This is a genomic window from Cypionkella sp. PAMC25878, from assembly GCF_058135695.1.
On record NZ_CM176871.1, the window covers coordinates 2,644,359 to 2,669,281 of the forward strand.

23 protein-coding genes are annotated in these 24,923 nt (G+C 59.5%); 7 read left to right on the forward strand and 16 right to left on the reverse strand.

The features are described from left to right. Nucleotides 1–17: 17 nt before the first annotated feature. The 4 genes from ACS5RD_RS12815 to ACS5RD_RS12830 all read right to left on the reverse strand — a co-directional run bounded on the left by ACS5RD_RS12815 (nt 18) and on the right by ACS5RD_RS12830 (nt 3,963). A complete protein-coding gene (locus tag ACS5RD_RS12815) occupies nt 18–1,058 on the reverse strand; it encodes a rhamnose ABC transporter substrate-binding protein (protein WP_054008746.1) in 1,041 nt (346 codons plus the stop codon). Between the two features lie 66 nt (nt 1,059–1,124). Beyond that, nucleotides 1,125–2,078: a C-terminal binding protein gene (locus ACS5RD_RS12820; protein ID WP_489927750.1), complete on the reverse strand. Its 954-nt coding sequence runs from the start codon at nt 2,076–2,078 to the stop codon at nt 1,125–1,127. Further along, nucleotides 2,075–2,839, reverse strand: a complete 765-nt coding sequence (locus tag ACS5RD_RS12825) for an acetoacetate decarboxylase family protein (protein WP_489927751.1) — start codon at nt 2,837–2,839, stop codon at nt 2,075–2,077. Before ACS5RD_RS12825 ends, ACS5RD_RS12820 begins: the two co-directional genes overlap by 4 nt. Beyond that, entirely contained in the window at nt 2,836–3,963 is a 1,128-nt protein-coding gene (locus ACS5RD_RS12830; RefSeq protein WP_054008749.1) for a mandelate racemase/muconate lactonizing enzyme family protein, read from the reverse strand. Before ACS5RD_RS12830 ends, ACS5RD_RS12825 begins: the two co-directional genes overlap by 4 nt. 110 nt (nt 3,964–4,073) lie before the next feature. Between ACS5RD_RS12830 and ACS5RD_RS12835 the strand changes: the two genes are divergently transcribed. Genes ACS5RD_RS12835 through ACS5RD_RS12850 form a run of 4 tightly spaced genes read left to right on the forward strand, consistent with a single transcriptional unit; the run spans nt 4,074 to nt 7,345 of the window. Continuing rightward, entirely contained in the window at nt 4,074–4,835 is a 762-nt protein-coding gene (locus ACS5RD_RS12835; RefSeq protein ID WP_489927752.1) for an SDR family oxidoreductase, read from the forward strand. Between the two features lie 35 nt (nt 4,836–4,870). Continuing rightward, nucleotides 4,871–5,605 (forward strand): SDR family oxidoreductase, encoded by a 735-nt coding sequence (locus ACS5RD_RS12840; protein WP_054008751.1) that lies wholly within the window; start codon nt 4,871–4,873, stop codon nt 5,603–5,605. Between the two features lie 9 nt (nt 5,606–5,614). Continuing rightward, complete coding sequence (locus ACS5RD_RS12845) at nt 5,615–6,454, forward strand: fumarylacetoacetate hydrolase family protein (protein ID WP_489927753.1); 840 nt, start codon at nt 5,615–5,617, stop codon at nt 6,452–6,454. 51 nt (nt 6,455–6,505) lie between these two features. Beyond that, entirely contained in the window at nt 6,506–7,345 is an 840-nt protein-coding gene (locus ACS5RD_RS12850) for an amidohydrolase family protein (protein WP_489927754.1), read from the forward strand. 83 nt (nt 7,346–7,428) lie between these two features. Here ACS5RD_RS12850 and ACS5RD_RS12855 read toward each other — a convergent pair whose 3' ends face one another. The 7 genes from ACS5RD_RS12855 to ACS5RD_RS12885 all read right to left on the reverse strand — a co-directional run bounded on the left by ACS5RD_RS12855 (nt 7,429) and on the right by ACS5RD_RS12885 (nt 16,255). Next, a complete protein-coding gene (locus ACS5RD_RS12855) occupies nt 7,429–8,922 on the reverse strand; it encodes an alpha-glucosidase/alpha-galactosidase (RefSeq protein WP_489927755.1) in 1,494 nt (497 codons plus the stop codon). 1 nt (nt 8,923) lies between these two features. Continuing rightward, nucleotides 8,924–10,291, reverse strand: a complete 1,368-nt coding sequence (locus tag ACS5RD_RS12860; RefSeq protein WP_489927756.1) for an alpha-glucosidase/alpha-galactosidase — start codon at nt 10,289–10,291, stop codon at nt 8,924–8,926. Nucleotides 10,292–10,298: 7 nt separating this feature from the next. Then, nucleotides 10,299–11,912 carry an ABC transporter ATP-binding protein gene (locus ACS5RD_RS12865; RefSeq protein WP_489927757.1) on the reverse strand — a complete coding sequence of 538 codons (1,614 nt, stop codon included), beginning with the start codon at nt 11,910–11,912 and terminating at the stop codon, nt 10,299–10,301. Nucleotides 11,913–11,921: 9 nt separating this feature from the next. After that, entirely contained in the window at nt 11,922–12,713 is a 792-nt protein-coding gene (locus tag ACS5RD_RS12870; RefSeq protein WP_489927758.1) for an ABC transporter permease, read from the reverse strand. Further along, on the reverse strand, nt 12,650–13,051 hold the full coding sequence (locus ACS5RD_RS12875) for a hypothetical protein (RefSeq protein WP_489927759.1): 402 nt from the start codon (nt 13,049–13,051) through the stop codon (nt 12,650–12,652). Before ACS5RD_RS12875 ends, ACS5RD_RS12870 begins: the two co-directional genes overlap by 64 nt. Continuing rightward, nucleotides 13,048–14,076 carry an ABC transporter permease gene (locus ACS5RD_RS12880; protein WP_489927760.1) on the reverse strand — a complete coding sequence of 343 codons (1,029 nt, stop codon included), beginning with the start codon at nt 14,074–14,076 and terminating at the stop codon, nt 13,048–13,050. Before ACS5RD_RS12880 ends, ACS5RD_RS12875 begins: the two co-directional genes overlap by 4 nt. A gap of 106 nt (nt 14,077–14,182) precedes the next feature. Next, nucleotides 14,183–16,255 carry an ABC transporter substrate-binding protein gene (locus ACS5RD_RS12885; protein ID WP_489927761.1) on the reverse strand — a complete coding sequence of 691 codons (2,073 nt, stop codon included), beginning with the start codon at nt 16,253–16,255 and terminating at the stop codon, nt 14,183–14,185. 193 nt (nt 16,256–16,448) lie between these two features. On the opposite strand from ACS5RD_RS12885, the gene ACS5RD_RS12890 reads away from it, so the two are divergent. After that, nucleotides 16,449–17,363, forward strand: a complete 915-nt coding sequence (locus ACS5RD_RS12890) for a helix-turn-helix domain-containing protein (RefSeq protein ID WP_489927762.1) — start codon at nt 16,449–16,451, stop codon at nt 17,361–17,363. 89 nt (nt 17,364–17,452) lie between these two features. Beyond that, nucleotides 17,453–18,871, forward strand: a complete 1,419-nt coding sequence (locus ACS5RD_RS12895; RefSeq protein WP_489927763.1) for a trehalase family glycosidase — start codon at nt 17,453–17,455, stop codon at nt 18,869–18,871. Between the two features lie 140 nt (nt 18,872–19,011). On the opposite strand, the gene ACS5RD_RS12900 is transcribed toward ACS5RD_RS12895, so the two are convergent. The 3 genes from ACS5RD_RS12900 to ACS5RD_RS12910 form a co-directional block, all read right to left on the reverse strand. Further along, entirely contained in the window at nt 19,012–20,013 is a 1,002-nt protein-coding gene (locus ACS5RD_RS12900; protein ID WP_489927764.1) for an Lnb N-terminal periplasmic domain-containing protein, read from the reverse strand. Nucleotides 20,014–20,103: 90 nt separating this feature from the next. Further along, the gene (locus tag ACS5RD_RS12905) at nt 20,104–20,385 is read right to left on the reverse strand and encodes a YiaA/YiaB family inner membrane protein (RefSeq protein ID WP_054008760.1); all 282 of its coding nucleotides are present in this window, start codon (nt 20,383–20,385) and stop codon (nt 20,104–20,106) included. 45 nt (nt 20,386–20,430) lie between these two features. Beyond that, nucleotides 20,431–21,099 carry a PspA/IM30 family protein gene (locus tag ACS5RD_RS12910; protein ID WP_489927765.1) on the reverse strand — a complete coding sequence of 223 codons (669 nt, stop codon included), beginning with the start codon at nt 21,097–21,099 and terminating at the stop codon, nt 20,431–20,433. A gap of 106 nt (nt 21,100–21,205) precedes the next feature. Here ACS5RD_RS12910 and ACS5RD_RS12915 point away from each other — a divergent pair, with 106 nt between their 5' ends. Further along, a complete protein-coding gene (locus ACS5RD_RS12915; protein WP_054008822.1) occupies nt 21,206–21,820 on the forward strand; it encodes a TetR/AcrR family transcriptional regulator in 615 nt (204 codons plus the stop codon). On the opposite strand, the gene ACS5RD_RS12920 is transcribed toward ACS5RD_RS12915, so the two are convergent. Then, entirely contained in the window at nt 21,817–22,689 is an 873-nt protein-coding gene (locus ACS5RD_RS12920) for a DMT family transporter (RefSeq protein ID WP_489927766.1), read from the reverse strand. The two genes, ACS5RD_RS12915 and ACS5RD_RS12920, sit on opposite strands and share 4 nt — an antisense overlap. Then, complete coding sequence (locus ACS5RD_RS12925; RefSeq protein WP_489927767.1) at nt 22,686–24,176, reverse strand: GMC oxidoreductase; 1,491 nt, start codon at nt 24,174–24,176, stop codon at nt 22,686–22,688. The genes ACS5RD_RS12920 and ACS5RD_RS12925 overlap by 4 nt, the downstream gene beginning before the upstream one ends. Between the last annotated feature and the right edge of the window lie 747 nt (nt 24,177–24,923).

The window sequence follows — 24,923 nt, forward strand, 5'->3', positions numbered from 1 at the left end:
GGCCGCGCGAAAAATCCTTACTTTGCAGCGGCTTCGACGTTGTCTTTGTTATAGACGGTGAATGGCCCCATCAGGATGCGCTTGGCGCCTTCACGGCCCGGATCGGCCTCAATGGTGTAATCACCCATGCGGCCCGCGGTAAAGGTCTCGCCGATGTCACCCTTGAGCTGGCCCGTGGCCAGACCGTAAGCGGTAAAATAGGTGAGGTAGCCCAGATCGCGGAAGTCCCACAAAGCGAATTCCGGCGCACAACCGTTCATCGTGTAGCTGACCATTTCAGACGGAAGGCCGAGACCCGACACTTTAACTTTGTCGCACAACCCTTCGTCCTGCATGGCTTTTGCCGAGGCCTGGATGCCCACGGTGGTTGGCGACATGATCAGGCCAAGGTCAGGATATTTATCGACCAAAGCCAGCGCGCGGTTGTAGGATACTTCGGCTTGGTCATCGCCATAGACCACGTCGACCAGTTCGATGTCTTTATACTTCGGATCGGCGGCGAGGGCGGCCTTCATCGACTCGATCCAAGCGTTCTGGTTCGAGGCATCTGGGGTCGCCGACAGCACGGCCATTTGACCTTTGCCGCCAAGGATGTTCAGCGCCATATCGGCCATCACAGTGCCGATCGAGCCGAAATCGACCTGTGCCACGAACACGCTTTCGCCTTTGCCACCGGGGATCGGGCTATCCCAAGTCACGACTTTGGTGCCAGCGGCTTGGGCGGCTTCTGCCGAGGGCACGATCTGGTCGCCCGCGTTGTTCGACAGCATCACCGCGCCCTGTTTTTGGGTGCCGGCGGTGGTCATGATCTCAATTTGGCCAGCGGTTGAATTTTCCGGGGTAGGGCCGGTGAATTCCAGTTTGCCGGGGTTGGCGAGTTCTTTGTGGGCTTCCTGCGCGCCCTCATTGGCCTGATCGAACACCAGAATACCAAGGAATTTCGGCAGCAGAACCATGTTGGTTTCTTTGCCGGGCTCTAGTTTGATGGTGTCGGCATAGGCGAAATTCGCGGTTGTCAGCATCAGGGCTGCGGCTGCGCCGAGTAGAACGTGTTTCATTGTAATCCTCCCAGATTTGGTTGGCACGAACCCCGTGCCGGGTTATTTCCCTTGGTCGCCCGTGGGTTAGTGTGGAACAGGTTTGCGCGGGCCTTGGCCTGCAAGCGCGCGGGTGATGTCTTGGGCCACCAGATATTGCAGCTGATGGATCGCGGCTTCGGAATACCAAGCGGCGTGCGGGGTCAGCAGCAAGTTCGGGGCTGTGCGGAGCGGGCTGTCGGCCTGCAAGGGTTCCACATGGAACACATCGAGGGCGGCGGCGGCGATGGTGCCAGCGGTGAGGGCTGCGGCCAGATCGGATTCGTTGATCAACTGACCTCGGGCAGAATTTACCAGCATCGCATGCGGCTGCATGGTTTTCAGGCGGGTGGCGTTGAAATATTCGGTGGTTTCCGCCGTCGCCGGGGCGTGCAGGCTGATGATATCGGCCTCGCGCAGCAGGGCGTCGGGAGTGACTTTACGGACGCCCATTTCCGCCGCTTGTGCCTCGGTCAGACCGGGATCGGCGGCGAGAAATTGAAAGCCGAAGCCCTTCAGGCGGGCATGGACGGCGCGGCCGATGTTGCCGAGGCCAAAGAAACCAAAGTTGGTTTTGTTGAAGGGTTTCATTGGCTTGGCGAATTTCACTGCTGCCCATTCGCCTCGGCGCACCGAATTGTCCATCGCCACCAGTTTGCGCAGCAAGTTCAATGCAGCGGCGGCAGTGTGGTCGGCGACCTCATCAGCGCAATAGTCGGGGACATAGCCGACGCGCAGCCCGTGTTTGGCGCAGGCGGCGAGGTCGATGTTGTTATAGCCAACGCCGTAGCGGATCACGGTGGCACCCGGTTTGACGGCGGCGGCGGCTTCGGGGCCGAAGCTGGCGAATTGCACCACAGCGACATCGGCTCCGGCAACGGCTGCAGCGACTTCCTCGGCGGATTTGCATTGATGTGCTGCGAAATCGGCTCCGGCCGCGCGGGCCGCGGCGGATTCTTGATCCAACGCGGGGAAGGTGTAGTCGGTGACGACGACTTTCATGGGTGAACCTTTAGGTAGTCGTGAATGATCTCGCCGGGGACGAGGGTGAAATCGGCGCGCCAGTAGAAGCCTTGCAAGGGTTCCAGCACGGGCAGGCGGAAGATCGGCATCTGTGCATTGGCGCGCAGTTCCACCGTGCAGGGGCCTTCCCAACATTCATGCACCACCACATCCGACAGCTTACGCGAGGTGAGTTGGCGGATCGCCGGGGTGCCGTCGATGTGGTCGATGGCTTTCAGGTTCAGGTTGGTGGCAAAGTCGAAATAGGGCTTCAGGCGGGCCGGGTCGCAGGGGCGTTGTTTGTAGGGCAAGGTGGTGGTCAGCACGTCAATGCCGTTGCGTTCAACGGTGCCGACGAACAGATCGCCGCGCGCCTCAAGCATTGGTTTTCCTAGCTTTTTCGGCTGACCGTGGATTTCTCGACCATGGGTGACGCCGACATCCGAGGACAGCACCAGATAGGGCGAATAGGCGCCTTGCCGATTTTCAAAAGACGCGCCGAACATCACATTGGCCTCGGCATAGGGGCCAAGCCAATCGGTGTCGTTCATCTTGTAGATGTGGCAGCAGGCGATATCGCCCTCCGGGCGCAGGGGCGGCGGCAGCAGGAAGGCCATCGCCGCCGGGTCTGTGCGCCAATACACCGTCAGGATTTCGGCATTGCGAAACCGAAACGGAAACGGCGGGATCATCGGCGCATCCCACGGGGTGGAGAAGCCGCCTTTGCGGATATCGTCCTCGGTGGGAGGCGTTAAAGTCATTGCATCGCAATCCGGCGCACAACGTCTTCTTGCACCTCGATGCCAAGACCGGGGGCGTGGATTGGATAGGCCCAGCCGTCTTTATGCCAGATTTTCTCGGCCAGTAACTCGTCCTGCACGATCACCGGGAAGGGTTTGAATTCAAAGAGTTCGGTGTTGGGGGAAGCCAAGGAAAGATGCAAGGACGCCGCCGTTGTGATACCCGTAGACCAAGCGTGCGCGTTCACTTTCTTGCCGTATTGCATCGCCAAAGCATCGACGCGGCGGAAGCCGGTGATGCCTTCGACGCGGGCGGGGTCGACGCCGTAGACGTCGACAGCTTGGACAAATTCCATCTGGCGGCGATAGCCTGCTTCGGTGAATTCGCGCTCGCCTGAGGCCAAGCGGACCTTGGTATTGGCACGGAGTTTGCGGTAGCCCGCGTCATCGGTGACATAGAGCGGCTCTTCGTACCAGCCGATGCCGAGATCATGCATCCGGTTGGCGACCGAAATCGCGGTATCGACATCCCAACGCACGCCGTTGCCGATATCGACCAGAATTCCCGCATCGGGGCCGAGCGCAGAGCGCAGGGCGCGGATGAAGGAGACATCCACATCCGGGTCGCCGCCGATATTGCTTTCGCCCTTTTTGGCAAAGCCCAGTTTGGTGGAGCGGAAGCCGTTGGCGAAAAAGCCTTCGACATCGGCGACGCAGGCGGCCTCGCCCTTCTTGTTGACATGGCTGGAGGCATTGGCGAGCAAACGGTCATGCTTCAACCCGCCGAACAGCTCATAGAGCGGTTTGCCTTCGATCTTGCCCTTGATATCCCACAAAGCCATATCGACGCCCGAGATCGCCAAGGAGGCCACGCCACCCTCGCCATACCACCAGACATGGCGGCGCATCTTCACCCAAAGTGTTTCAATATCAACCGCTTCGCCCAGCAGGATCGGCGTTAACCCTTCGCGGATCACCAAAGCCGTGGCCTTGCACGCCTCGGGCCACATCGCGATGCTTTCACCCCAGCCGACCACGCCGTCATCGGTTTCAACCCGCACCAAAACCGTGCGCCGAATGGTGCCGAAATCATTCGGATCGGGGTATTCAATCGGGATCGGCTCGATCCGCGCTATTTTCGTCATATTCCCCCCTCACCGCGTTTGGCTTTATCTTTGACTTGGTCGCCATATCGCGATATTTCGATAATTGGTAAGGCCAATTAACAACGCTTAGCAATCTGAGGTCAAGAAAAATGTTCAACCTAGCTCCTGTTCCCGTGCCAGATCTGAGTGGCCGCACCGTTTTAGTGACCGGGGCGGGGAAGGGGATTGGCGCGGAATTGGTAAGGATTCTGGTGGCCAACGGGGCAAGGGTGTTCGCTGGAGTGTTCTCGGGCGAAAGCGCGGAAGACCTGCCAGAGGCGGCCACCGTGCTGGTGCTGGATGTGACCAAACAGGCAGATGTGGATGCGGCGATGGCGCGGATTGCCGCCGAATCGGGGCGGTTGGATGTGCTGGTGAACAACGCCGGCATGATAACGCCGATCGGGCCGCTGGCGGAACTGGCGTCGGATGCGCTGGCTCCGGCCTTTGCGGTCAATGTGATCGGGGTGCACCGGATGGCGATTGCGGCGCTGCCACTGCTGCGGGCCTCAAAAGGCGTGATCGTGAATGCGGGGACTGGAGCGGCGACCACGCCGATGGAGGGTTGGACCGTGTATTGCGCCACCAAAGCCGGGATGCGGATGCTGACGCAGATGATGGCGATGGAGCTGGCACCGGATGTGAAAACGTTTTTCGTCGGTATCCCGCCGACCGATACGGCGATGCAGGGCGCGATCCGCGACGCGGGCTTCAATCCGATCAGCAAGATCCCACAAGACAAGCTGGTGCGCCCGGCGGTTCCGGCAAGCGTGATGGCTTGGATGTGCGGACCGCAGGCGCGGGACGTCGATGAGGTTTTGCTCGACGTGCGGCAAGAAATCTTTACCAATTTGATGGACCTGACCGCCTGATGACGGCATGGTGCGCGGCAAAAGCGGAGGGTTACATGGGACGACTTCAGGGTAAACGCGCGCTGATCACGGCGGCGGGGCAGGGCATCGGGCGCGCCTCAGCGCTGATGCTGGCGCGCGAGGGGGCAAAGGTTCTGGCCACCGATGTGAATGAAAAGGCGTTGGCGGAATTGGCGGCAGAGGGCATTGAGACGCGTGTGTTGAACGTGCGCGATCCGGCTGCGATTGCGGCAGCGGCAGCGTTGGGGCCGTTTGACGTGCTGTTCAACTGCGCGGGCTTTGTCGCGGCGGGGTCTATTCTGGACTGTGATGAGGAGCAGTGGGCGTTCAGCCTTGATCTGAACATGACGGCTATGTACCGGATGTGTAAGGCATTTTTACCAGGAATGATTGAGAACGGCGGCGGGTCGATCATCAACATGGCCTCGGTGGCCTCTTCGGTGATCGCAGCGCCGAACCGCTTTGTCTATGGCGCGACCAAGGCCGGGGTAATCGGCCTCACCAAATCCATCGCGGTGGATTTCATCGGCAAGGGCATCCGCTGCAACGCGATCTGCCCCGGCACGGTGGAAAGCCCCTCGCTGGAGCAGCGCCTGCGCGATACCGGTGATTATGAGGCCGCCCGCGCCGCCTTTATCGCCCGCCAACCGATTGGCCGGATTGGCAAAGCCGAAGAAATCGCGGCTTTGGTGACCTATCTCGCTTCCGACGAATCCACCTACACCACCGGCGTCGCGCATGTGATCGACGGCGGTTGGGCCAACGCATAAGGATTAATCATGAAACTGCTTCGTCATGGGCCCGCAGGGGCCGAAAAACCCGGTATTTTGCACAGCGATGGTACGGTGCGCGATCTGTCGGCGATTGTGTCGGACATTGGCGGCGACGTTTTGTCGGATGCTGGCATCGCGAAAGTCCGTGCGGCGGACCCGGCGCGGCTGCCGATTGTGCAGGGCGCGCGGCTGGGGCCTTGCGTGGCGGGCACTGGCAAGTTCATCTGCATCGGGCTGAACTATTCGGATCATGCCGCCGAAACGGGTGCTACGGTGCCGCCCGAGCCGATCATTTTTATGAAGGCCACCAGTGCGATTTGTGGCCCGAACGATCCGATTATCATTCCCCGCACCTCGGAAAAGACCGACTGGGAGGTTGAGCTGGCGGTGATTATCGGCAAGAAGGCCAAATACGTCAGCGAAGCTGAGGCGATGGATTACGTCGCGGGCTATGCGGTGACCAATGACGTGTCGGAGCGGGCTTTCCAGACTGAGCGTTCGGGGCAATGGACCAAGGGTAAATCCTGCGATAATTTCGGCCAGATCGGTCCGTATTTGGTGACGCGGGATGAGGTCGCCGATCCGCAGAATTTGGCGATGTGGCTGACGGTCAATGGCACCAAGATGCAGAACGGCTCCACCAAGACCATGGTGTACGGGGTGAAATATCTGGTCAGTTACCTCAGCCAATTTATGACCTTGCATCCGGGCGATGTGATCTCGACCGGAACGCCTCCGGGTGTGGGCTTGGGGATGAAGCCGCCGAAATACCTGAAGGCCGGGGATGTGGTGGAACTTGGCATCGAAGGCTTGGGCCAGCAGCGGCAAGACGTGATCGCGGATTGAATTCAAGGCCCGGTGGCAACGCCGGGCCTTTTGCCTTTGGGGAGGGCTAAGATGGATCTGATTGACACCCATCAGCATCTGATTTTGCGCGATAAGTTGGGCTATGCTTGGACGACAGGCGTGCCACCCTTGCAGGGTGATTTTGCGCCCGAGGATTACGCGCGGCTGGTGGCGGGCAAGGGCGTGATCGGCACGGTTTTCATGGAAACCGGGGTCGATGACGGCGACTATCAGGCCGAGGCGCGGCTGATCGCGGAGCTGATAGGCTCGGGCGGCATGCTGGGGCAGATCGCCTCTTGTCGGCCCGAGAGTGACGCAGGCTTTGACGATTGGCTGGAGGAGTGTCGCGGGCTTTCGGTGGTGGGGTTCCGGCGCTTGCTGCATGTGGTCGATGATGCGATAAGCCAAAGTGACGGTTTTCGCCGCAATATCCGTAAGATCGGGGCGGCTGGTTATACATACGATATGGTGTTTCATGCGCGCCAACTTGGTATTGCTGAGGCTTTGGCGCGGGCCTGCCCGGATCAGCTGTTGGTGCTAGATCATTGCGGCAACCCGGATGTGGCGGGCGATGGCTTTGACGCTTGGTTGTCGGGGTTAAAGCTGATGGCGGCACTGCCACATGTTTGGTTGAAATTCTCTGGCATTACCGTGAATTGTACGCCCGGCACGGCCTCCGTCCCGTTATTGCAGCGCTATACCGATGCGATGCTAGAGGTGTTTGGCCCGGCGCGGATGATCTGGGGTGGCGATTGGCCAGTGGTGAATTTGGCCATAGGGCTGCCGGATTGGATTGACATGAGCCGGGCGATGCTGAGCGATTTGTCAGCGGATGAGCAGAAGATGATTGGCCATCAGAACGCGCGGCGCGTTTATGGGCTGGCGGGCTAAGGGGGGCTTCACGCCCCCCTCGCTGCGCTCCCCCCGTGGGATATTTGCGCGCAGAGGATGACAGTTTTAGATAGATTTTAGGCTTAGCCCATCACCTTGGTGCCCAAACTGTGGCCCTCAGCGGCCTTTTTCTTCGTGCCAGCCGCGCGCAATTCTTCCACCGAGCGCACCTCTAACCGCGCGGCACCGGCCCAGTCGCGGGTCTTCACTTTCGGGGTTTTCAGCCGCTCAATCGCGTCGGGGATCGCATGTGCGTATTGCGGCAGCCATTGCGCTTGGGCGACGAGCAACTCATCGACCATCTGCCAGACCTCCTCCGGCGTGCAGATCGCTCCGACCAGTGGATCGTGCAGAACGGCCTGCTTCAAAAGGTCAACGTCACCCGAAATCGCGGCTTTCATGCCCATCCGCTGCACCGACACCGAGACGTTGCAGGTGGCCGCACAGGCGTCGGGCAGGGTGACGCCCTCGATCATATTGATGCCGAAACGGTCGACAAAACCGGGGCTTTCGATGATGCAATCTGTGGGCAAGTTTTTGATAATGCCACCATTTTTCACATTGAAATGGCCGCGATAAGTGCGCCCTGTTTCCAAGGCCTCAAGGATATGCGAGGCATGTTCATCGGTGCGCTGGTAGTCGGAGAGCGGCTTGCCTGCTTCCTCCAGAAACACCGGGAAATCGGTTTCAAACCAGTTGCGATTCTCGGTGGTGTAGCGCAGATAACCGCCGGTTTCGCCGTGAATCCGATCATCCATGCTGATCCAATTTTGGATTTCCTCAGGGCGCTTGCGATACCACGGCAGGTATTCCGACAGATGGCCGTTGCTTTCGGTCGAATAGAAGCCAAAGCGTTTCAGCACGTCGATGCGGACTTTTTCCTGTTTTGAAAAAGTCGGATGGCGTTCAAACGCTGCAAGCAGTTCGGTTTGGCTGACTTTGCGACCCTGATGGCGGATGTCGAGATACCAGGTTTGATGGTTAATGCCAGAACAGATCACATCAACCTCGTCCATCGGCACCCGCAAAGCGGCGGCGATCTGGCGGTGGCCGTTTTGGACGCCGTGACAGAGGCCGACCGTGTTGACGCCGCCATGATCAATCACGGCCCAAGTCATCATCGCCATCGGGTTGGCGTAGTTGAGCAAAAGTGCGCCGGACTCAGATACCTCTTTGATATCCTTGCAAAACTCTAGCACCGCCATGATGCCGCGCTGCGCATACATCAGCCCGCCCGCGCAGATCGTGTCGCCGACGCATTGATCAACGCCGTATTTCAGCGGGATGCGGATATCGTCGGCAAAGGCCTCAAGCCCGCCGATGCGCACCACGTTCATAATATAGCGCGCGTCTTTCAGCGCTTCGCGCCGGTCAGTCGTGGCGGTGACGCGGGCCGGCAGGTTGTTCACCTTCACGATGAGCGAGATGATTTGCTGTACCATTTCAAGATTATGCGCGTTGATATCGGTCAGCGCGATCTCAATCCCCGCGAATTCCGGCACTTTCAGGATGTCCGAGCAGAGTTTTTTGGTGAAGCCGACCGATCCGGCTCCGATGACGGCGATTTTGAAGGTCATCTTAGCCTGCCTTCCGCGCCGAAACCCGCGCCCATTGCGGCAGCCAATCGTCGTGGGCGGCGAGCAGGTCATGGGTCAGGTTCCAGATTTGGTCGAGATCAAGCTCGGCCCCGGTGTGGGGATCAAGCATGGCGGCGTGGTAGATGTGTTCGGGGTTCTCATTGACCAAAGCCGCGACGGTGAGTTCCTGCACGTTGATATTGGTGCGCATCAGGGCGATGAGTTGCGGGGGTATGTCTTTGACAACAGTGGGTTGCAAGCCATTGCTGTCCACAAGCGTCGGCACTTCAACAGCACAACCTTCGGGCAGTTGCGGGATGAACCCCTTGTTGGCGATGTTGCCGTAGATCGCCGAAGGCTCGCCCGTCACCACCGAATTGACGATCTGGCTGGCGTATTCGTGCGATTCTTTCAGCTCTACCGTGTTGGCAGATTTCAGCGTCGCGGCTTCTTTCTTCCAGCGCGCAATTTGTTCAACGCAGCGTTTGGGGTATTCATCCAGCGGGATACTAAATTTCTCGATCAGGTCGGGGCGGTCGCGTTTGATGAACCACGGGGTGTATTCGGCGAAATGCTCGGAGGATTCGGTGACGAAATAACCGAGGCGGGTGAGCATTTCGTAACGGACTTTGTTCGGGCAGCGTGGGTTCCAATGCGACGGTTTCGGGAAGCGGCCTTCGCAGTAACCCTTTAGCAAGGCTGGATAAAGATCGACGAAAGAGCCATCCGGTTGGCGGTGTTCAAAGTTCAGATAGAACGACATATGGTTGATGCCACCCGCGCGGTAGCGGATTTCCTCGACCGGGATGTCCAGATCGCGGGCCAATTCGTAAGCGGTGCCTTGCACGGAATGGCAAAGGCCAACCTGCCGGATTGTCGGGTATTTCGCGGCAATCGCCCAAGTGTTGATCGCCATCGGGTTGACGTATTGCAGCAAGATGGCGTTGGGGGCGACGGCGAGCAGGTCTTCGCAGATGCCCCAGAGCACGGGCACGGTGCGCAGGCCGCGCATGATACCGCCGACGCCGAGGGTGTCGGCAATGGTTTGGCGCAGACCGTAGGCTTTGGGGATCTCAAAATCGGTGACGGTGCAAGGCTCGTAGCCGCCGACCTGAAAGCAGCAGACCACGAAATCGGTACCTTCCAAAGCGCGGCGCTGGTTGGTGTAGGTTTTGATTGTGGCTTTGCCGCCAAGGGCTTGCGCCAGTTTGCCGACGATGATTTCGGATTCTTCTAAGCGTTGCGGGTTGATGTCCATTAGGCGGACTTCGGCACCGGAAAGGGCAGGGCGTTGCAGGATGTCGCCTGCGATGTTCTTGGTGAATACGGCGGAGCCTGCGCCGATGAAGGTGATGACGGGATTAGCCATGATTTCCTCAGGTTGCGATTTCAAAAGCCGCGCGGACAAGGCGGCGGGTGTAGGCGGTTTGCGGGTTTTCCAGCACGTCAGCGACCGGGCCTTGTTCAACGATCTGGCCGTTTTGCATGACAATAACGCGGTGACACAGGGCGCGGACGACCTTGAGATCGTGGCTGATGAACAGGTAGGACAAGCCGCGATCACGCTGAAGTTTGCGTAAGAGTTCAATGATTTGCGCTTGAACGGAGAGGTCCAAGGCAGAGGTGGGTTCATCCAGCAGGATGAATTCGGGCTCCAAAGCGATGGCGCGGGCGATGGCGAGGCGTTGGCGTTGGCCGCCGGAAAATTCATGCGGGAAGCGCGCCAGAATGGTGTCGGGCAGGCCCGCATCGCGCAGGGCGGTTTTGACCCGATCGATCCGTTCGGCGCGGGTTTTGCCGATGCCGTTGACGATTAATCCTTCCTCGATCAGTTGGCGCACCGACATGCGGGGGTTGAGGCTGCTGAACGGGTCTTGGAACACGATCTGCATGCGTTGGCGGTAGGGTTTCATCCCGGCGCGATCCAAGCTGTCGATGCGGTTGCCGAGGAAATCAACCTCGCCGCCGGTCAGCTTGTTCAATCGCAGCAGAGCTTGGCCGAATGTGGTCTTGCCGGACCCGGATTCACCAACCAAACCAAGGGTTTCGCCGCGTTTCAGGTTCAGGGAAAGTCCGTCCACCGCTTGCAGATCGTACAGCGTGCCCCGAAACGCGCCGCCCTTGCGCAGCGTGTAGGTGACGCGGATGTTGCGGCCCTCCAGCACGGTTTCGGGGCAGCCTTGCAGCATGTTGGCGGTGCCCTTGGGTTCCGAGGACAGCAGGCGCTTGGTGTAGGGGTGCTGCGGGTTGGTAAACACGGATTCGGTTGCGCCTTGCTCGCGCACCAAGCCGTGTTGCATGACATAGACATGGTCAGCAAACTGGCGCACGACGGTCAGATCGTGGGTGATCAGGATCACCGCCATGCCGTTTTTCTGCTGCAAAGCTTTGATCAAGTTTAGAATTTCGGCTTGCACCGTCACGTCCAGTGCTGTGGTCGGCTCGTCCGCGATCAGCACATCGGGGTTGTTGGCCAAGGCCATTGCGATCATCACCCGTTGGCGTTGACCGCCGGAGAGTTGGTGCGGGTATTGCCGCACACGCGCTTCCGGGTCGGGGATTTGCACTTCGGCCAGCAGTTCTACCGCGCGTTTTAATGCATTGGCTTTGCTGATCTTTTGGTGGATGCACAGCACCTCGGCCAGTTGCGCGCCGATGGTGTAGACCGGGTTCAGCGACGACATTGGCTCTTGAAAGATCATTGTCAGGCGGTTGCCACGCAAGCCCCGCATTTCGCGATCCGACAGGCGGGCCATGTTTTTTCCGCCGTAGTTGATCTCGGTTTTCTCGGAAACCCGCGCCCGCTTTGACAGCAGTTTCATAATGGCGCGGGCGGTGACGGATTTACCCGAGCCGGATTCCCCCACCAAAGCAATGGTTTGGCCTTTGTGCAGGGTGAAGGACACATCCTTGACGGCCTGAATCTGGCCGCCGTCAACTTTGAAGCTGACGCCGATGTTGCGGGCCTCAATGGCGATTTCTGTGCTCATGTTCTGGTCTCAATACGGGTCAATGGCGTCGCGCAAACCGTCACCCAGCGCGTTGAAGGCGAAGACGGCAAGCAGCACGAAGCCGACGGGCGACAGTATCCACGGGTAGGAACCGATCACGGAAAAGGTACCCGCGTCTTGCAGCATAAGGCCCCAGGAAATCAGCGGCGGTTTGACGGCGAAGCCGAGGAAGCCGAGGAAAGACTCGAGCAGAATGATTGTCGGGATGCCAAGGGTGACGGCGACGATGACGTGGCTCATCACATTGGGCAGAATATGCCGCGTGATGATGCGGCGATCCGAGGCTCCCACGGCCATCGCGGCGCGGACGTAATCGACGCGGGCCATCGACATGGTTTTGCTCCTGACTTCGCGCGACAGTTGCGCCCAGCCGAGGCCGACGATGACTAAGATCACGAAGCTGAGGAAGATGTAGGAGGGCGCGGTGACGGGGATCAGCGTGGTGAGGGCGAGGTAAAGCGGCAGTTGCGGGAATGCGAGGATAATCTCGACAAAGCGTTGAAACCACATATCAAATCTGCCGCCAAGGTAGCCCGAGGTGATGCCCGCCAAGGTGCCAATCACGGTGATCAGGGTGATCGAGACCAGCGAGATCATCAGGCTGATCCGGCTGCCGACGATGCCGCGTGACAGGATATCACGGCCCAATTTATCGGTGCCAAGGATGTGCAGCGGGCTCCCATCAGAGACACCCAGGAAGTGGCGGTTGGTCGGGATCAGGCCGAGGAATTTGTATTCCCAGCCTTTGGCGAACAGGGCCAGCGGGCGAGGGTTTTCCATGTCGGGGCCCATGAGGGGCTGGTAGGTGACGGGATCAAGCTCGGCGCTTTCGGTGATCGCGTAGGCGACCGGCCAAAAGGTGAAGCCGTCTTTGGTGAAGAAGGAAATCTGATCCGGCGGAGCGAAAGAGGTGTGTTGGCGTTGGGGTTCATCGGCGCGAAGAAATTGGCGAAGATGGCGATGATCAGCAGAGCGCAGACCAAGGTGAAGCCGACCATGCCGGGGATGGATTTGCGGAAGCGGCGCCAGACGAGGGCGGGGTAGCTTTGCGAGGTCGAGGGCGCGGTGGAGAGGCGGTCGTCGGCGGCTTCACCTGCGTGGATATGGGGGGTGCTCATGCGTCTGCTCCGACACGAATACGGGGATCGAGGGCGACCAGCAGCAGGTCGGCGATGATGTTGCCGATGATCAGGGTGGCACCTAAGACCAGCAAGAGGGTGGCGGTGACATAGACATCACCGATCGCCATCGAGCCGACAATGGCCGGGCCGATGGTGGCGAGGCCGAAGACGATGGCGACCTCGATTTCTCCGGTCAGCATGTAGGGCAGCACGACGCCTTGATAGGCGATCAGCGGGTGCAGTGCGTTCGGCACCGCGTGGCGCAGGATCACAGCGCCTTCGCCAAGCCCCTTGGCGCGGGCGGTTTCGACGTATTGCGCATTCAGGGTGTCGAGCAGATTTGCCCGCATCACCCGCATGTTATAGGCCAGCCCGCCGATGGTGGCGACCAAGATCACCGGCCAGATATGCTGGATCAGGTTCCAAAGTTTCGCCCAGTTGAAGTCAAACCAGCCCAACCAATAGGCCTGCCCGCCGAACTTTGACGAATAAAAGCTGCCGATTTCCTGCACGTTCAGTTTGTAGGCCAGCACATAGAGGATGATCAGCGCCAGCAGAAAGCGCGGAATCGTCATGCCAAGGAAAGAGATGAACGACAGCACGGTGTCGACCCAAGTGTATTGCTTCACGGCAGCAAGGATGCCGAAGGAAATCCCCAGCAGCGACGCCAGCAGATGGCAGGTGAGCGCGATGGCAATGGTGGCGGGCAGGCGCTGCATCACCACATCCAGCACCGGTTTGTTATAGGCGTAAGACTGGCCAAAATCACCATGCGCGAGGATGCCCCAAATCCAGCGGCCATATTGCAGCACCATCGGATCGTTCAGCCCATTAGCCTCACGGTAGGCATTGGCGGCAGCGGTGGCGGCTTCGGGGGTGGCTCCGCCTTGCACGATCATATTGGCGCGGATGAAATCGCCGTAATCGCCCGGAGGGGCTTGGATGATGGCGAAGGTGATGATGCTCATCACCATAAGCACGGGAATGGATTGCAAAATGCGGGTTACAAGGAAACGCAGCATGGGCTGACCTGACGAGTAAGGGGCGGGTCCGGTGGGCAGGCATGCCCGCCTACCGGGGAGGTTTGGCCTTATGCGGCCTGACCAAGCAATTCGGGTTTAACCGGAATTACTCAGCTTTAATCGTGCCTTCGCCTAGCTTCCCGGCGAGTTCGCCCGGATGCAGTTCGGCACCGATTTGTTTATCTGCGGGCACATAGACGCGCTCGCGGATGATGTTGTCTTCCGCCCAGTTGTACATGAAGATCGGCGCGCCCAGCGGGATATTGGCGAAACGCTTGTTGACGATCAGCGCCCCCGGATAGGCGGTAAGGCCCACCGCATTGACGTTTTCGGTGAAGGTTTTCTGATAATCCTTCATCGCATCGGCGCGGGTGGCGGCATCTTGCGTGCTGTTGAACGCGGTGATGTCATCAACCAGCTTCTGCTCATAAGGCAGCAGATCCAGCTCACCCTTCGCATTGGCATAGTGCCAAGTCGCAGTCGCGGGGCCAGTGGGGGCAAGACGGCTAATGCCTTGCACAACCGAGACAAACTCTTGGTCGTTGCGGCGGATATACCAGTCGTGCTTGCCACCTTCGCGGGCGTTGTCATAGTCTTTGCCCGCAAGGCTGTTCAGCGTCACCTTGACGCCCGCATCCGCCATCATCGCCACCACACCTTCGGCGATGTTCTTGTCGGTGGCATAGTCGGCGTTGACCAGCAAGGTGACGTTCAGATCATCGCCGCCGGGCAGGTTGACCACGCCATTGCCGTCCGTATCTTCCAGCCCGGTCGCCTTTAACGCTTCCTTGGCGCTGTCGAGTGAGAAGGGATAGAACACCGTCGAGGTCGCATCATAGTAAGAGGTCGATGTCAGCAAACCGCCCGCGTAAAGTGCTGTAAACGGGCCTTTGACAAGGCTGTCGCCGATGCGTTGACGATCCACCGCGTAAGTCACGGCTTTGCGGAAATCGAGGTTGCGGTTCAACTCACGCACGGCTTGGGCGCGGGCATCGGGCTCACCCCAGCCATTCGCCGACAGGTTGAAGAACAACTGATAACCGATCGAACGCGGACCAAACGCCAGTCGCGCCGGGCTGGCGGGATCGGCGGCTTTCTTCAGGCTTTCGACAAAGTTTTCCGGCTGTTCAAGGTTGGAAAAATCGCCGGTGCCAGCCACAGCCTGCACGTCGCGGTCGCCCCAAGTCGACAGGCGATACTGCACCTCATCCAGATAGGGCAGCTGCTGGCCGGATTCGTCGACCTTCCAGTAGTAGGGATTGCGGCGGGTGACGATGATGTCATCCGGGCGATGCTCGACCACCACCCAAGCCCCCATCACCGGGAAATTCATCATATCGGCGGGGAAGGCATCGTGGAACGCGGCATAGCTTTTGCCGCCGTATTTCGGATGCTGCGGTTTCAGCATATGGCTCGGCCCGGGGCAGAAGTTGCCGTAAGCCATCGCGTAGAGCACGGCTTCGGGGAAGGGTGTGGTGAAGGTCATCTTGAAGGTGTAGGCGTCGATGATCTCCAGCGTGGTGCCTGCGCCATAGGTTTCCTGCGACGCCCCCATCAGCGGGGTGACTTCCGGGTCCATCACCACATCATTCCAATAGAAATCAATGTCTTCGGTGTCGAACGGGTCGCCGTCTGACCATTTTGCACCTTCAATCAGATGCACGGTCAGCGATTTGCCGTCCTCGGCCCATTCCCATGATTTCGCAAGATTCGGCATCGGTTGCAGATCGGCGGCATTGACCTCGAACAGCGGCCCGGTGCGGGTCAGGCATTCGACCAGCGCAATATCAATGCCGCCCCAGCCATAGGTTTGCCCCGCCCAAAAGTTCCAGCCCTCAGGCCGGCCACCGATGACATGGCGCATCACATCGCCATAAACGCCGTTGCCGTCTGGCATGTTGGCGGTCTTGTAAACCATCGGTTCTTTCGGCAGCCGCTCGGCCACTGGCGGCAGCTTGCCCGCATCGACAAAGGCCTTGACCCAAGCCGGCTCGCTATACGCGGGCAGCGCCTTGAACTCGGCGATATCGCTGCGATTGACGTAAACAGGCTCGACCTGAGCGTCGAATTTCGGGGCGTCTGGCGGGGCGGTCGCGGCCATCATCTCGGCCTGCATCGCGGTCGCGGACACACCCAACAGTAGCGCCGCCATAGCAGCGCGCCGGAGTGGATAGATCATCGTTCCTCCCTTGGCCGCGTTTGGCGGCCGGGTTTCTGTCTGGTTAAGATCGCGTTCTTGATTTTAAGCTTGCCCCAACCGCCGATTCCTCCCGAGGTTGGCGGCATCACTCTGCGGCATCAACGGGCTTTACAACAATATCGGATTGGCAGATTGTTTTCTGGTTTCCTAAGATCAACCGGGAGGGGAAGCCATGAAGGACGCAACTACGGCACGATCCGGCATGGCGGTGCTCAGCCATGAGCGGCATTTCTACTCGACAAAACGCGCCTTTGGCCGCTTTGGCATCCGCATCTTTGATCCGGTTCTGATGACGCAGCCGCATTGGCATGGCCATATCGAGGCCAATTTCGCCACTGATTTTGAGATGGAATATCAGGTCGACGGGCAGGTGCTGACCCTGCCTGCTAACCGTCTGGTGGTGTTCTGGGCGGGGGTGCCGCATCAGTTGACCAAGATCACCAAGCTGCCGGGATATAGCCAAAAATTATGTAATATTTACCTGCCGTTAGATGCGTTTCTGATCATGAACCACATCGCCGGATTGCAGGTGGCTTTACTGGGCGGCGGTATGATCGTACTGCCTGAATCGCTTTGTTCGGCAGAGCAGTTGAAGCGCTGGTATGCTGATTACCGCTCGGGGGATTTTGAGCGCGCCGAGGTGGTGAAGATGGAGCTGAACGCGCTGTTCCGCCGCGCGGCTTTGGGCGAGTTGACCTTCCTGCGGCCGCCGCAACATGATGCTTCCGGCGATCGCGCGCTAAGTTCGGCGCATATAAGACATGTGATCGCGATGGTGCGGCATGTTCTGGAAAATCTAGAAAAGCCGCTGCGCAATTCCGATATCACGGCGGTGACTGGCCTGCATGAGAATTACGCCTTGTCACTGTTCACCCAAGTGATGCGCGCGCCCTTGAAGCAGTTTGTGATCCGCATGCGGCTGATGCGGGCGCGGGCGCTGCTGGTGGAAAGCTCGCTGGCGATTGCGACGGTGGTGGAAGCTTCGGGGTTCTCCTCGATCAGCCAGTTTTACGCACAGTTCAAGGCGGGCTATGGTTTGTCGCCAGCCGCCCTGCGTGAGCAATATTTACGGATGGAGCTGCGCTAGGGGGCGATTTTTATGCTTGCCAGAAACACCGCCCTTGCGCGCGGAATTTTAATGCGCTTTGGAGAGGATAGACCGCTGCGGAGGACATCTTGGAACATTTAGAGCACAGCTTAGGCGATCTGTTCAAAGACCTGCATCTGTCAGGGATTTGGCCGGATGAGAAGGCGATCTCCGATTCAATCTTGCTGTCGCCAGCACCGGAAATCCTGCGCGCCTATCATGCCGCAAAGGTGCGGGGTGCTGTCGATTTGAAAGCGTTTTATGCCGGTCATTTTCGCCCCGTGGCTGCCTTCGAGGCCGCCTATCACACCGATCCCACGCATAGCCCCAAACAGCATCTGGCGGCGATCTGGCCGCATCTGATCCGACCCGCCGATGATCCAAACGAACGCTCCAGCCGCTTTGCTTTGCCGCATCCTTACGTTGTGGTCGGCGGGCGGTTCCAAGAGGCGTATTATTGGGACAGCTATTTCACCCAACTCGGCCTGCTGAAAACCGGACAAACCGCGCTGGTGCGCGATATGCTGGAGAATTTCGCCTATGCGATCAAGGAGATCGGCCATATCCCCAACGGCTTTCGCAGCTATTTCCTGACCCGCGCGCAGCCGCCATTCTTCGCGCAAATGGTGCAGGATTATGGCCGCGCCGTGGGCGATCTGCCTGCGGCTTACGCCCGCTATCTGCCTGCGATGCAACGCGAATACGGATATTTCATCCATAGCGACCACACGTATCAAAGCCTTGCACGTTACTGGGATGAAGCCGCGGGCCCGCGTATTGAGATGTATGGCACTGATCTGGAGGCGCAGCACAACGGCGTCGCCGACGGCTATTTTCGCAACCTGCGCGCGGCCTGCGAAAGTGGTTGGGATTTCTCGGCGCGCTGGCTGACCGATCCGCAGGATCTGACCACGATTCGCACCACCGATCTCTGGGCGGTGGATCTGAACTGCTTACTATTGCGCTATGAGGAAATCCTCGCCGAAGCCTCGGGCGACCACTCTTATGCCGCCGTTGCCGACCAGCGGCGCGGCGCAATCTCAAAGCGCTTTTACAGTGCCGAAACGGGCTATTTTCATGATGTACTGATCGCTGATGGCACACCGAATCTGCTGACCACCGCCGCAGGGATATTTCCGCTTTACGCAGGGGCCGCGACTCAAGCCCAAGCCGAAACCGCTGCTCGTTGGATGGAAACCCATCTGCTGCGCGCGGGGGGATTGCTGACCTCCAACATCACCTCGGGCCAGCAATGGGATAGTCCGAACGGCTGGGCGCCCTTGCAATGGATCGCCGTGCAGGGGCTGCGGCGGTATGGCTTGGATGATCTGGCGGAAACGCTGCGCCTGCGCTGGCTTGCGACCTGCGATGCAGTGTTCTATGCCAGTGGTAAATTCGTTGAGAAATACAATGTGTTAGACCCGCTGGCACCCAGCACAGGCGGCGAATACGCGCTGCAGGACGGCTTTGGCTGGTCGAACGGGGTGTATCTCGATCTCGTGGATTAGCCTCAAAACTCGCTAACCTTATCTAAAAGTATCATCCTCTGTGCTCAAATATCCCACGGGGTTTGCCATTGGTTCAAGAGACCAATGGCATGGGTGTGTGAACCCTCCGGCTTGGTCGATGCAGTAAAGCTGCGCAAAACCTACTGCCCCCGGATCAGGGCCGAGAAATCCTGCCCGGCCTGCCACGTCTGCGCCAAAGCACTGATCGCCGCCAGCTTGCGACGCTGATCCATCGGTATATCGCCCGGCAGCCCACCCAATTCATCAATATATTTCGGCAGTTGTCCCGAAAACAGCAACCGAGAGTCCAAGGGCATATCCGGCTTGATCACCTGCACCAGACTGTACACCGTCGAGGCGCAGTTGGCAGTGACTGTGTTGTAAAACACTGGGGCCGCGGCCAGTTGGTTGCCGAAAGCGATATAGCGCAGCAACAACGCGCGGCGTTGCGCGGCGTCAAGTTTGACCGGGAACAGATGCACATCTTCGCCCCGGAAATTGGTGCGAACCTTCACCACATCGGCCTCATCCGCTGCAATCAGCACCAGTTCAAACTGCCGGAAAAACCCGCCGATTGAGGAGAAACCCTCCCCCTTCTCTTTGCGAATCTCGACCGAGAAGGCGACGTGATTGCCGCCCTGAAAGCCAAAGCTGACGATCAGATGCGCGATGTTCGGGTCGCCCCAGGTTGAGGTGATCATATCGACGGTTTCAAGCTGGCTCAGATCATAGCTGCGGCTTTCCCAAAGCGGGATCGCCTCTGCATCCGAGGTCCAGTCGAAATCCCGCACATTGTTGAGCGTCACTTGATCGCCTTCGACCACGCCCCACACCCCATGTGCGACATCCGGTGCCCAGTCGCGGTCTTGCCTTGGATGGATGGTCATGTACCAACCAGCCACCGCCAAGGCCACAATCGCAAAGCCCAGCCAGCCCAAGCGGCGTTTTCCAAAGCGCAAGGTCAGCACTGCCGGCACGGCAAATCCCAAGGCCACCCAAGCGGCGATCTGCACCCAGCCGTGCAGTTGAATATAAAGCGCGGTCGCGGTCCAAGCCGTGCCAAGCGCCAGCAGGAGAACAAAGCCAAGATGGCCAAGCCCGCGCCCAAAACGGCGCAGCGGGGTGAGGGGCTGGGGGGGCATCATTATCTCCAACAAAGCACTGTGTCTCGAAAGCGTGGGGTCGCGAAAGCACGAGGCCGCACCGATGGCGCGACCCCGGTTCACCTAATCTTAGCTGCGTGGCGTGTTGACTTCCATCAACAGACGCTCGGTGCGGGCCTCGTCGATCTTGTTGTGCAGGCGCTGCGATTCCTCGGCGTCGCGGATGGATTTGGTGATTGCGGCGGTGGAACTGACCAGCATCAGCGCGGCCATGGCATAAAAGCCCTTGGCGGCAAAGCTGGCCTCAAGGAAATAGATCCCGCCTGCCATCATCACGGCGGCGACGACGAAGTTAAGGTAGGTGAACATGGTCCAGGCGGACGAGGGTTTGGCGGCGAGCACGTCGTTCATTTTCTTAAACCTTTGAATGGGTTGAGGGGATGTCGGCGGCGCGCCTTACGCCGCGCGGGCCTTCAGGCGTTGAAGAACTGACGCCGCATCGGGGCGCAGGGGTGCGCCACAGCCCGCAGCAGCCAGACGGTTCTGCATCGCTTCGGCATTGGTCGAGGCGGAAAGCTCCAACATAGCGGCGCGGGCGGTGTCGAGGTTGGATTGGCGTTCTTGCAGGCGGGCGAGGGTGGCTTCGGCCTCGGTCAAGGTGGCGACGGCTGCTGCCCCATGCAGGCGCTGGGTATGATCGGTGGCAATCGCAAGGCGTTGGCCGCGTTGTAGATCACGCAAACGGGTCTCGGCATCAGCCAGAACGGCGCGAAGGTGGGCAATCTCGGCGTCATAGGTCGCCAAAGCGCGGGCGGTGGTGGCAGCCTCAGCCTCCAGTTGCGCAATTGCTCCTGCGGCTTCGGTCGCCAGATCGTCGCGGCCCTGCGCCAAGGCGTCCAATGCGCGGGTTTCCAGATCGGCGAGTTGCGCGCTGATGCGGGCCGAGGCTTTGCGTTCCCGCTCGGCATAGGCCATCACCATCGCCACAGCGCGGCGGGCGGCCTCGACACCACCGGCGCAATCGCGCAGCTGTTGGCGCAGGATCGGCAGCGCCAGCGTATCGGTCAAAGCGTCGGCCGCATCGGCGTTGCGACCGCGCAGCAGGGTGACAAACAGTTTGAACATTTCAATCTCCCTTGTTATGAACCGTGTTCATGAACTCTGTATGGCAGAAGCGTGAACGCCGTTCAAGAATATAATGAACATCGTTCATGAAGCAATTGAGGGCGAAATGCGCAACAATCGCGAAGAACAGCGCGAAGGACTGAAGCAACGGCTGATCGACGCTGCCGAGGCCAGAATCGCTTTGGGTGGTCTGAACGGGCTGAAGGCGCGCGATGTGACGGCGGATGCGGGCTGTGCTTTGGGTGCGCTCTATACCGCGTTTGAGGATTTGGATCGGTTGATCCTGCAGGTGAACTCGCGAACCCTCGCACGGTTAGGGGTGGCGTTGCAGGCGGCGGTGGTGCCGGGGCATGGGCCGCGCGCGGTGATGGCCGAACTGGCGCAGGGTTATGTTGGCTTTGCCTTGCAGAACTTCCGGCTGTGGGCGGCTTTGTTCACCCATCGCTTGCCGGAAGGCATCGAGGCCCCGGATTGGCACCGGGATGAACATGCGGTGCTGATTGCGCAAATTATAGCGCCGCTGTCAAAGCTGCGCCCCGATCTGGCGGGGGCAGCCCTGCGCCAGCGCGCACTGACGGTGTTTGCCGCCGTGCATGGCGTGGTGATGCTGGCGCTGACTGCGCGCTTTGTCGCCACCCCGCGCGAGCAGTTGCCGGGCGAGGTCGCGGCTTTGGTCGAGGCGATGACGCGGGGGTTGGAGGGTCGGGGGCTGGAGGGTTAAGCGCGCTTGGCCCGGATGGCATTGGCGATACCCGAGGTGCAGACCAGCGCCATGCCGACCAGGCTGATCGCATCCGGCGTATGGCCAAAGATCACCACGCCAAGCCCTGCCGCCCAGACCAGATGCAGATAGTTCACCGGGGCGAGCAGCGAGGCCGGGGCTTCACGATAAGCGGCGGTGAATAGGAAATGCCCCAGCGTCGCCAGCACGCCCAAAGCTGCCATCCATGCCAGATCGGGGGCTGTGAAATGCAGCTGATCCAAGGATGTTAGCGAACCGATCCCGAAGAACACCGAACCCACCAGTGCGGTGTGAAACAGCATTGCCATCGTGCTTTCATGGCCCGCCAGTTTGCGGGTCAGCAGGTGATAGCCGGTGGCAAGGCAGGCGTTCATCAGCGCGAAGGCTACACCCCAAGGGTCAAGACCGCCACCGGGGCGCAGGATCAGCAAAACGCCGGCAAAGCCAAGCGCAGCCCAGAGCCATCCCATCGGGCTGACCTTCTCGCCCAGCAATGGGATCGCCAGCAACATCACGGCAAAGGGGGACAGATAGACAATCGCCACCGTCTCGCCGACCGGCATCAGCCGCAGCGCAAGGCCCATGGTCAGCGAGGCCAGTGCAAGGCAAAACCCGCGCACAAACACCAGTTTGAAGTTTTGCACGCGCCAAAGCTGCGGCCCGATACGGGGATAAAGAAACAGCAACAGTAAGCCCAGATTGACCAGATAGCGCACCGCAATCACCACCGGGATCGGGTGGTTTTGCGTCAACCTTTTGGTCAGCACATCAGCACTGGCAAAGGCCAGTGTCGCCAGCACCACCAGCAGAATGCCTTTCAGCGGGCGGGCAGGGCCTAAGCTGTTCACTCCTGCGCCTGCAAGATATGCCGCGCGGTGCGCAACGCCAAAGCCGCGACGGTCAGTGAGGGATTGGCCGCCGCAGACGTCGGCAGCACCGAGGCATCGACGATGAACAGGTTCGCCAGATCATGGCTGCGGCAGAACGGGTTGACCACGCTTGTGCTAGGGTCCGCCCCCATCCGCGCCGTGCCGCATTGGTGGCTGGGGGTGCGTTTCTCAAAGGTCTTGGTCAGCACCAGCGGCCAGCCCGCCTTTTTCAGCACAGCTTTCAGCTTAGCGTTCAGTGCCACATGCGCCTGCCAGTTGGAGCGTTGCCATTTCAACACGATCTGGCCATCGCGCAGGAACACCCGGCTTTCGGGGTTCGGCAGGTCTTCCGACATCGTCATCAGATGCACCGAATGATCCGCCAGCCAGCGCGAGATTGGCAAAGGTAGGCCGGATTCCGCCGCCATGATCTCGCCGGTGATCCGCCCCAGCATTTGCACATTGCCCAGAGGCTCACCCTTCGGGCCACCCGTCAGATACCAGTCGTTCATCTGGATGGTCTTTTCATAGACCGAGCGGTTGCGGCGGAACGGGCTGACCCCCAGCACAGCAGTAATATTGTGGTTCATAAAGTTTCGCCCAACCTGATCCGAGCTATTTGCCAATCCAGTCGGATGCGAGCTGTCTGCCGAGGCCAAAAGCAAACAAGCCGATTTCACCGCGCCCGCGCACAGGCAGACAAGCGGGGCCGAAATTCGCAGCGTCGCGCCGTCCTGTTCATATTCTACCGCTGTGATCTTGCCGGCCTCAGCGATCAAGCGCGTCACCTTCGCCTTGGTGATCAACGTCACATTCGGGTGTTTCAAGGCGGCGGCAAGCCCAATGGTCTCTGCATCGCTTTTGCCGCCACGGGTGTTGGGAAAGCCGTCAAAGGTCAGCGGGCCTCCTTTGAGCCACAGATCAATATCGACACCCAACGGCAGCGGTCCCGGATGTAAACCCTGCGCTTTCAGACGGTTGCACAAATTGAGCATATCGGGCTCATGCGGCACCGGCGGGAAAGGGTAGGGGCGGGAATGGTGCGGCTCGGTCGGATCTTCACCCATTCTGCCGCGCACTTCGTACATTTCCTCCGCCGCTTGATAGTCGGGCTCAAACTCATCATAAGACATCGGCCAGCCGGGAGCGGTGCCGCCCATGTGCCGCAGGGGTTGGAAATCTTCTGCGCGGTAGCGCATCAGCACCGCGCCATAGAATTTCGAATTGCCGCCGGGATGGTAGTAATTGTTCGGGGTAAACGTGCCGCCTTCGGCATCATACCACGTCTCTTTTGGGCTGAAATGCCCCGAGCCAAACACCGCCCAAGGATCGCGTGCCTCGGGGCAATCGGCCAACCAATCGCCGCGCTCAAGGATCACAATCCGCTTGCCCGAGGGTGCCAAAGCCGCCGCTAGCGTCGCCCCACCCATGCCAGAGCCGATGATCAAAATGTCAGGGGAAGTCATGCGGGCCTTGCCTTTGTTGCGGGACCGTGGACAAAAGCCCGATCCACCGAAACGGCAAGGGTTTGATCCACCCGCATCCGCGTGGTGACAAAGACGACAGCTCCACCGCGCACCGCGTCATCATAGCGAATGTGTCAGAGCTGCCAAGCAGCGTCACCCCAAATCGCCGATGGCTGGGAAAGGAAATCGAGAATTTCGGCTGTGAAAGACGATCGTTACCGCAAACACACAGGAAAATCCGTGGAAATCGCTGAAAACTCGGAAAAATCTATAGGCTGAATGAAGGAGATGCGCCGCGCTCCCACAGCATAAGATCGCGCATATGACCTCTGCATTCTGATAAAAGGCCGCGCCGTGCACTGCCTAACAAACAAGATTGCCCGCCCGGTGCTGCAACAAGGGGGGGCAGGCGCACCGGGCATGGCGGTCTTGCGCCAACGCGTCTGGGGATAGAGATGCGTTGGCAGGTCGTGGCTGATGATTGCGCAGATGCGCTGTCTCGGCACTGCTTCAGGTTGGTTTTCGACCGCAGGACAGATATTTTTTAGCGCTTGGCTGTTGTGCCAAACTGAAACGACAGACGGCTACGCATGTGCGCCGCATCCTGCAATGACCGCACCCTCGGTGTTGCGGCGGCGCGCTGATCCAGATCAACGCGCTTCAGGTTCGGCTTAGCTATGCTGCCCATAGTGCGACTTTCGTTTGCAGGAAAGATCCCGTGAAACCAACTCAGCCATCGTTTCGGTG

Coding starts and splice junctions, on each gene's coding strand:
- ACS5RD_RS12815 (WP_054008746.1), bottom strand. CDS start 1,058: ATGAAACACGTTCTACTCGGCGCAGCCGCAGCCCTGATGCTGACAACC.
- ACS5RD_RS12820 (WP_489927750.1), bottom strand. CDS start 2,078: ATGAAAGTCGTCGTCACCGACTACACCTTCCCCGCGTTGGATCAAGAA.
- ACS5RD_RS12825 (WP_489927751.1), bottom strand. CDS start 2,839: ATGACTTTAACGCCTCCCACCGAGGACGATATCCGCAAAGGCGGCTTC.
- ACS5RD_RS12830 (WP_054008749.1), bottom strand. CDS start 3,963: ATGACGAAAATAGCGCGGATCGAGCCGATCCCGATTGAATACCCCGAT.
- ACS5RD_RS12835 (WP_489927752.1), top strand. CDS start 4,074: ATGTTCAACCTAGCTCCTGTTCCCGTGCCAGATCTGAGTGGCCGCACC.
- ACS5RD_RS12840 (WP_054008751.1), top strand. CDS start 4,871: ATGGGACGACTTCAGGGTAAACGCGCGCTGATCACGGCGGCGGGGCAG.
- ACS5RD_RS12845 (WP_489927753.1), top strand. CDS start 5,615: ATGAAACTGCTTCGTCATGGGCCCGCAGGGGCCGAAAAACCCGGTATT.
- ACS5RD_RS12850 (WP_489927754.1), top strand. CDS start 6,506: ATGGATCTGATTGACACCCATCAGCATCTGATTTTGCGCGATAAGTTG.
- ACS5RD_RS12855 (WP_489927755.1), bottom strand. CDS start 8,922: ATGACCTTCAAAATCGCCGTCATCGGAGCCGGATCGGTCGGCTTCACC.
- ACS5RD_RS12860 (WP_489927756.1), bottom strand. CDS start 10,291: ATGGCTAATCCCGTCATCACCTTCATCGGCGCAGGCTCCGCCGTATTC.
- ACS5RD_RS12865 (WP_489927757.1), bottom strand. CDS start 11,912: ATGAGCACAGAAATCGCCATTGAGGCCCGCAACATCGGCGTCAGCTTC.
- ACS5RD_RS12870 (WP_489927758.1), bottom strand. CDS start 12,713: ATGGAAAACCCTCGCCCGCTGGCCCTGTTCGCCAAAGGCTGGGAATAC.
- ACS5RD_RS12875 (WP_489927759.1), bottom strand. CDS start 13,051: ATGAGCACCCCCCATATCCACGCAGGTGAAGCCGCCGACGACCGCCTC.
- ACS5RD_RS12880 (WP_489927760.1), bottom strand. CDS start 14,076: ATGCTGCGTTTCCTTGTAACCCGCATTTTGCAATCCATTCCCGTGCTT.
- ACS5RD_RS12885 (WP_489927761.1), bottom strand. CDS start 16,255: ATGATCTATCCACTCCGGCGCGCTGCTATGGCGGCGCTACTGTTGGGT.
- ACS5RD_RS12890 (WP_489927762.1), top strand. CDS start 16,449: ATGAAGGACGCAACTACGGCACGATCCGGCATGGCGGTGCTCAGCCAT.
- ACS5RD_RS12900 (WP_489927764.1), bottom strand. CDS start 20,013: ATGCCCCCCCAGCCCCTCACCCCGCTGCGCCGTTTTGGGCGCGGGCTT.
- ACS5RD_RS12905 (WP_054008760.1), bottom strand. CDS start 20,385: ATGAACGACGTGCTCGCCGCCAAACCCTCGTCCGCCTGGACCATGTTC.
- ACS5RD_RS12910 (WP_489927765.1), bottom strand. CDS start 21,099: ATGTTCAAACTGTTTGTCACCCTGCTGCGCGGTCGCAACGCCGATGCG.
- ACS5RD_RS12915 (WP_054008822.1), top strand. CDS start 21,206: ATGCGCAACAATCGCGAAGAACAGCGCGAAGGACTGAAGCAACGGCTG.
- ACS5RD_RS12925 (WP_489927767.1), bottom strand. CDS start 24,176: ATGACTTCCCCTGACATTTTGATCATCGGCTCTGGCATGGGTGGGGCG.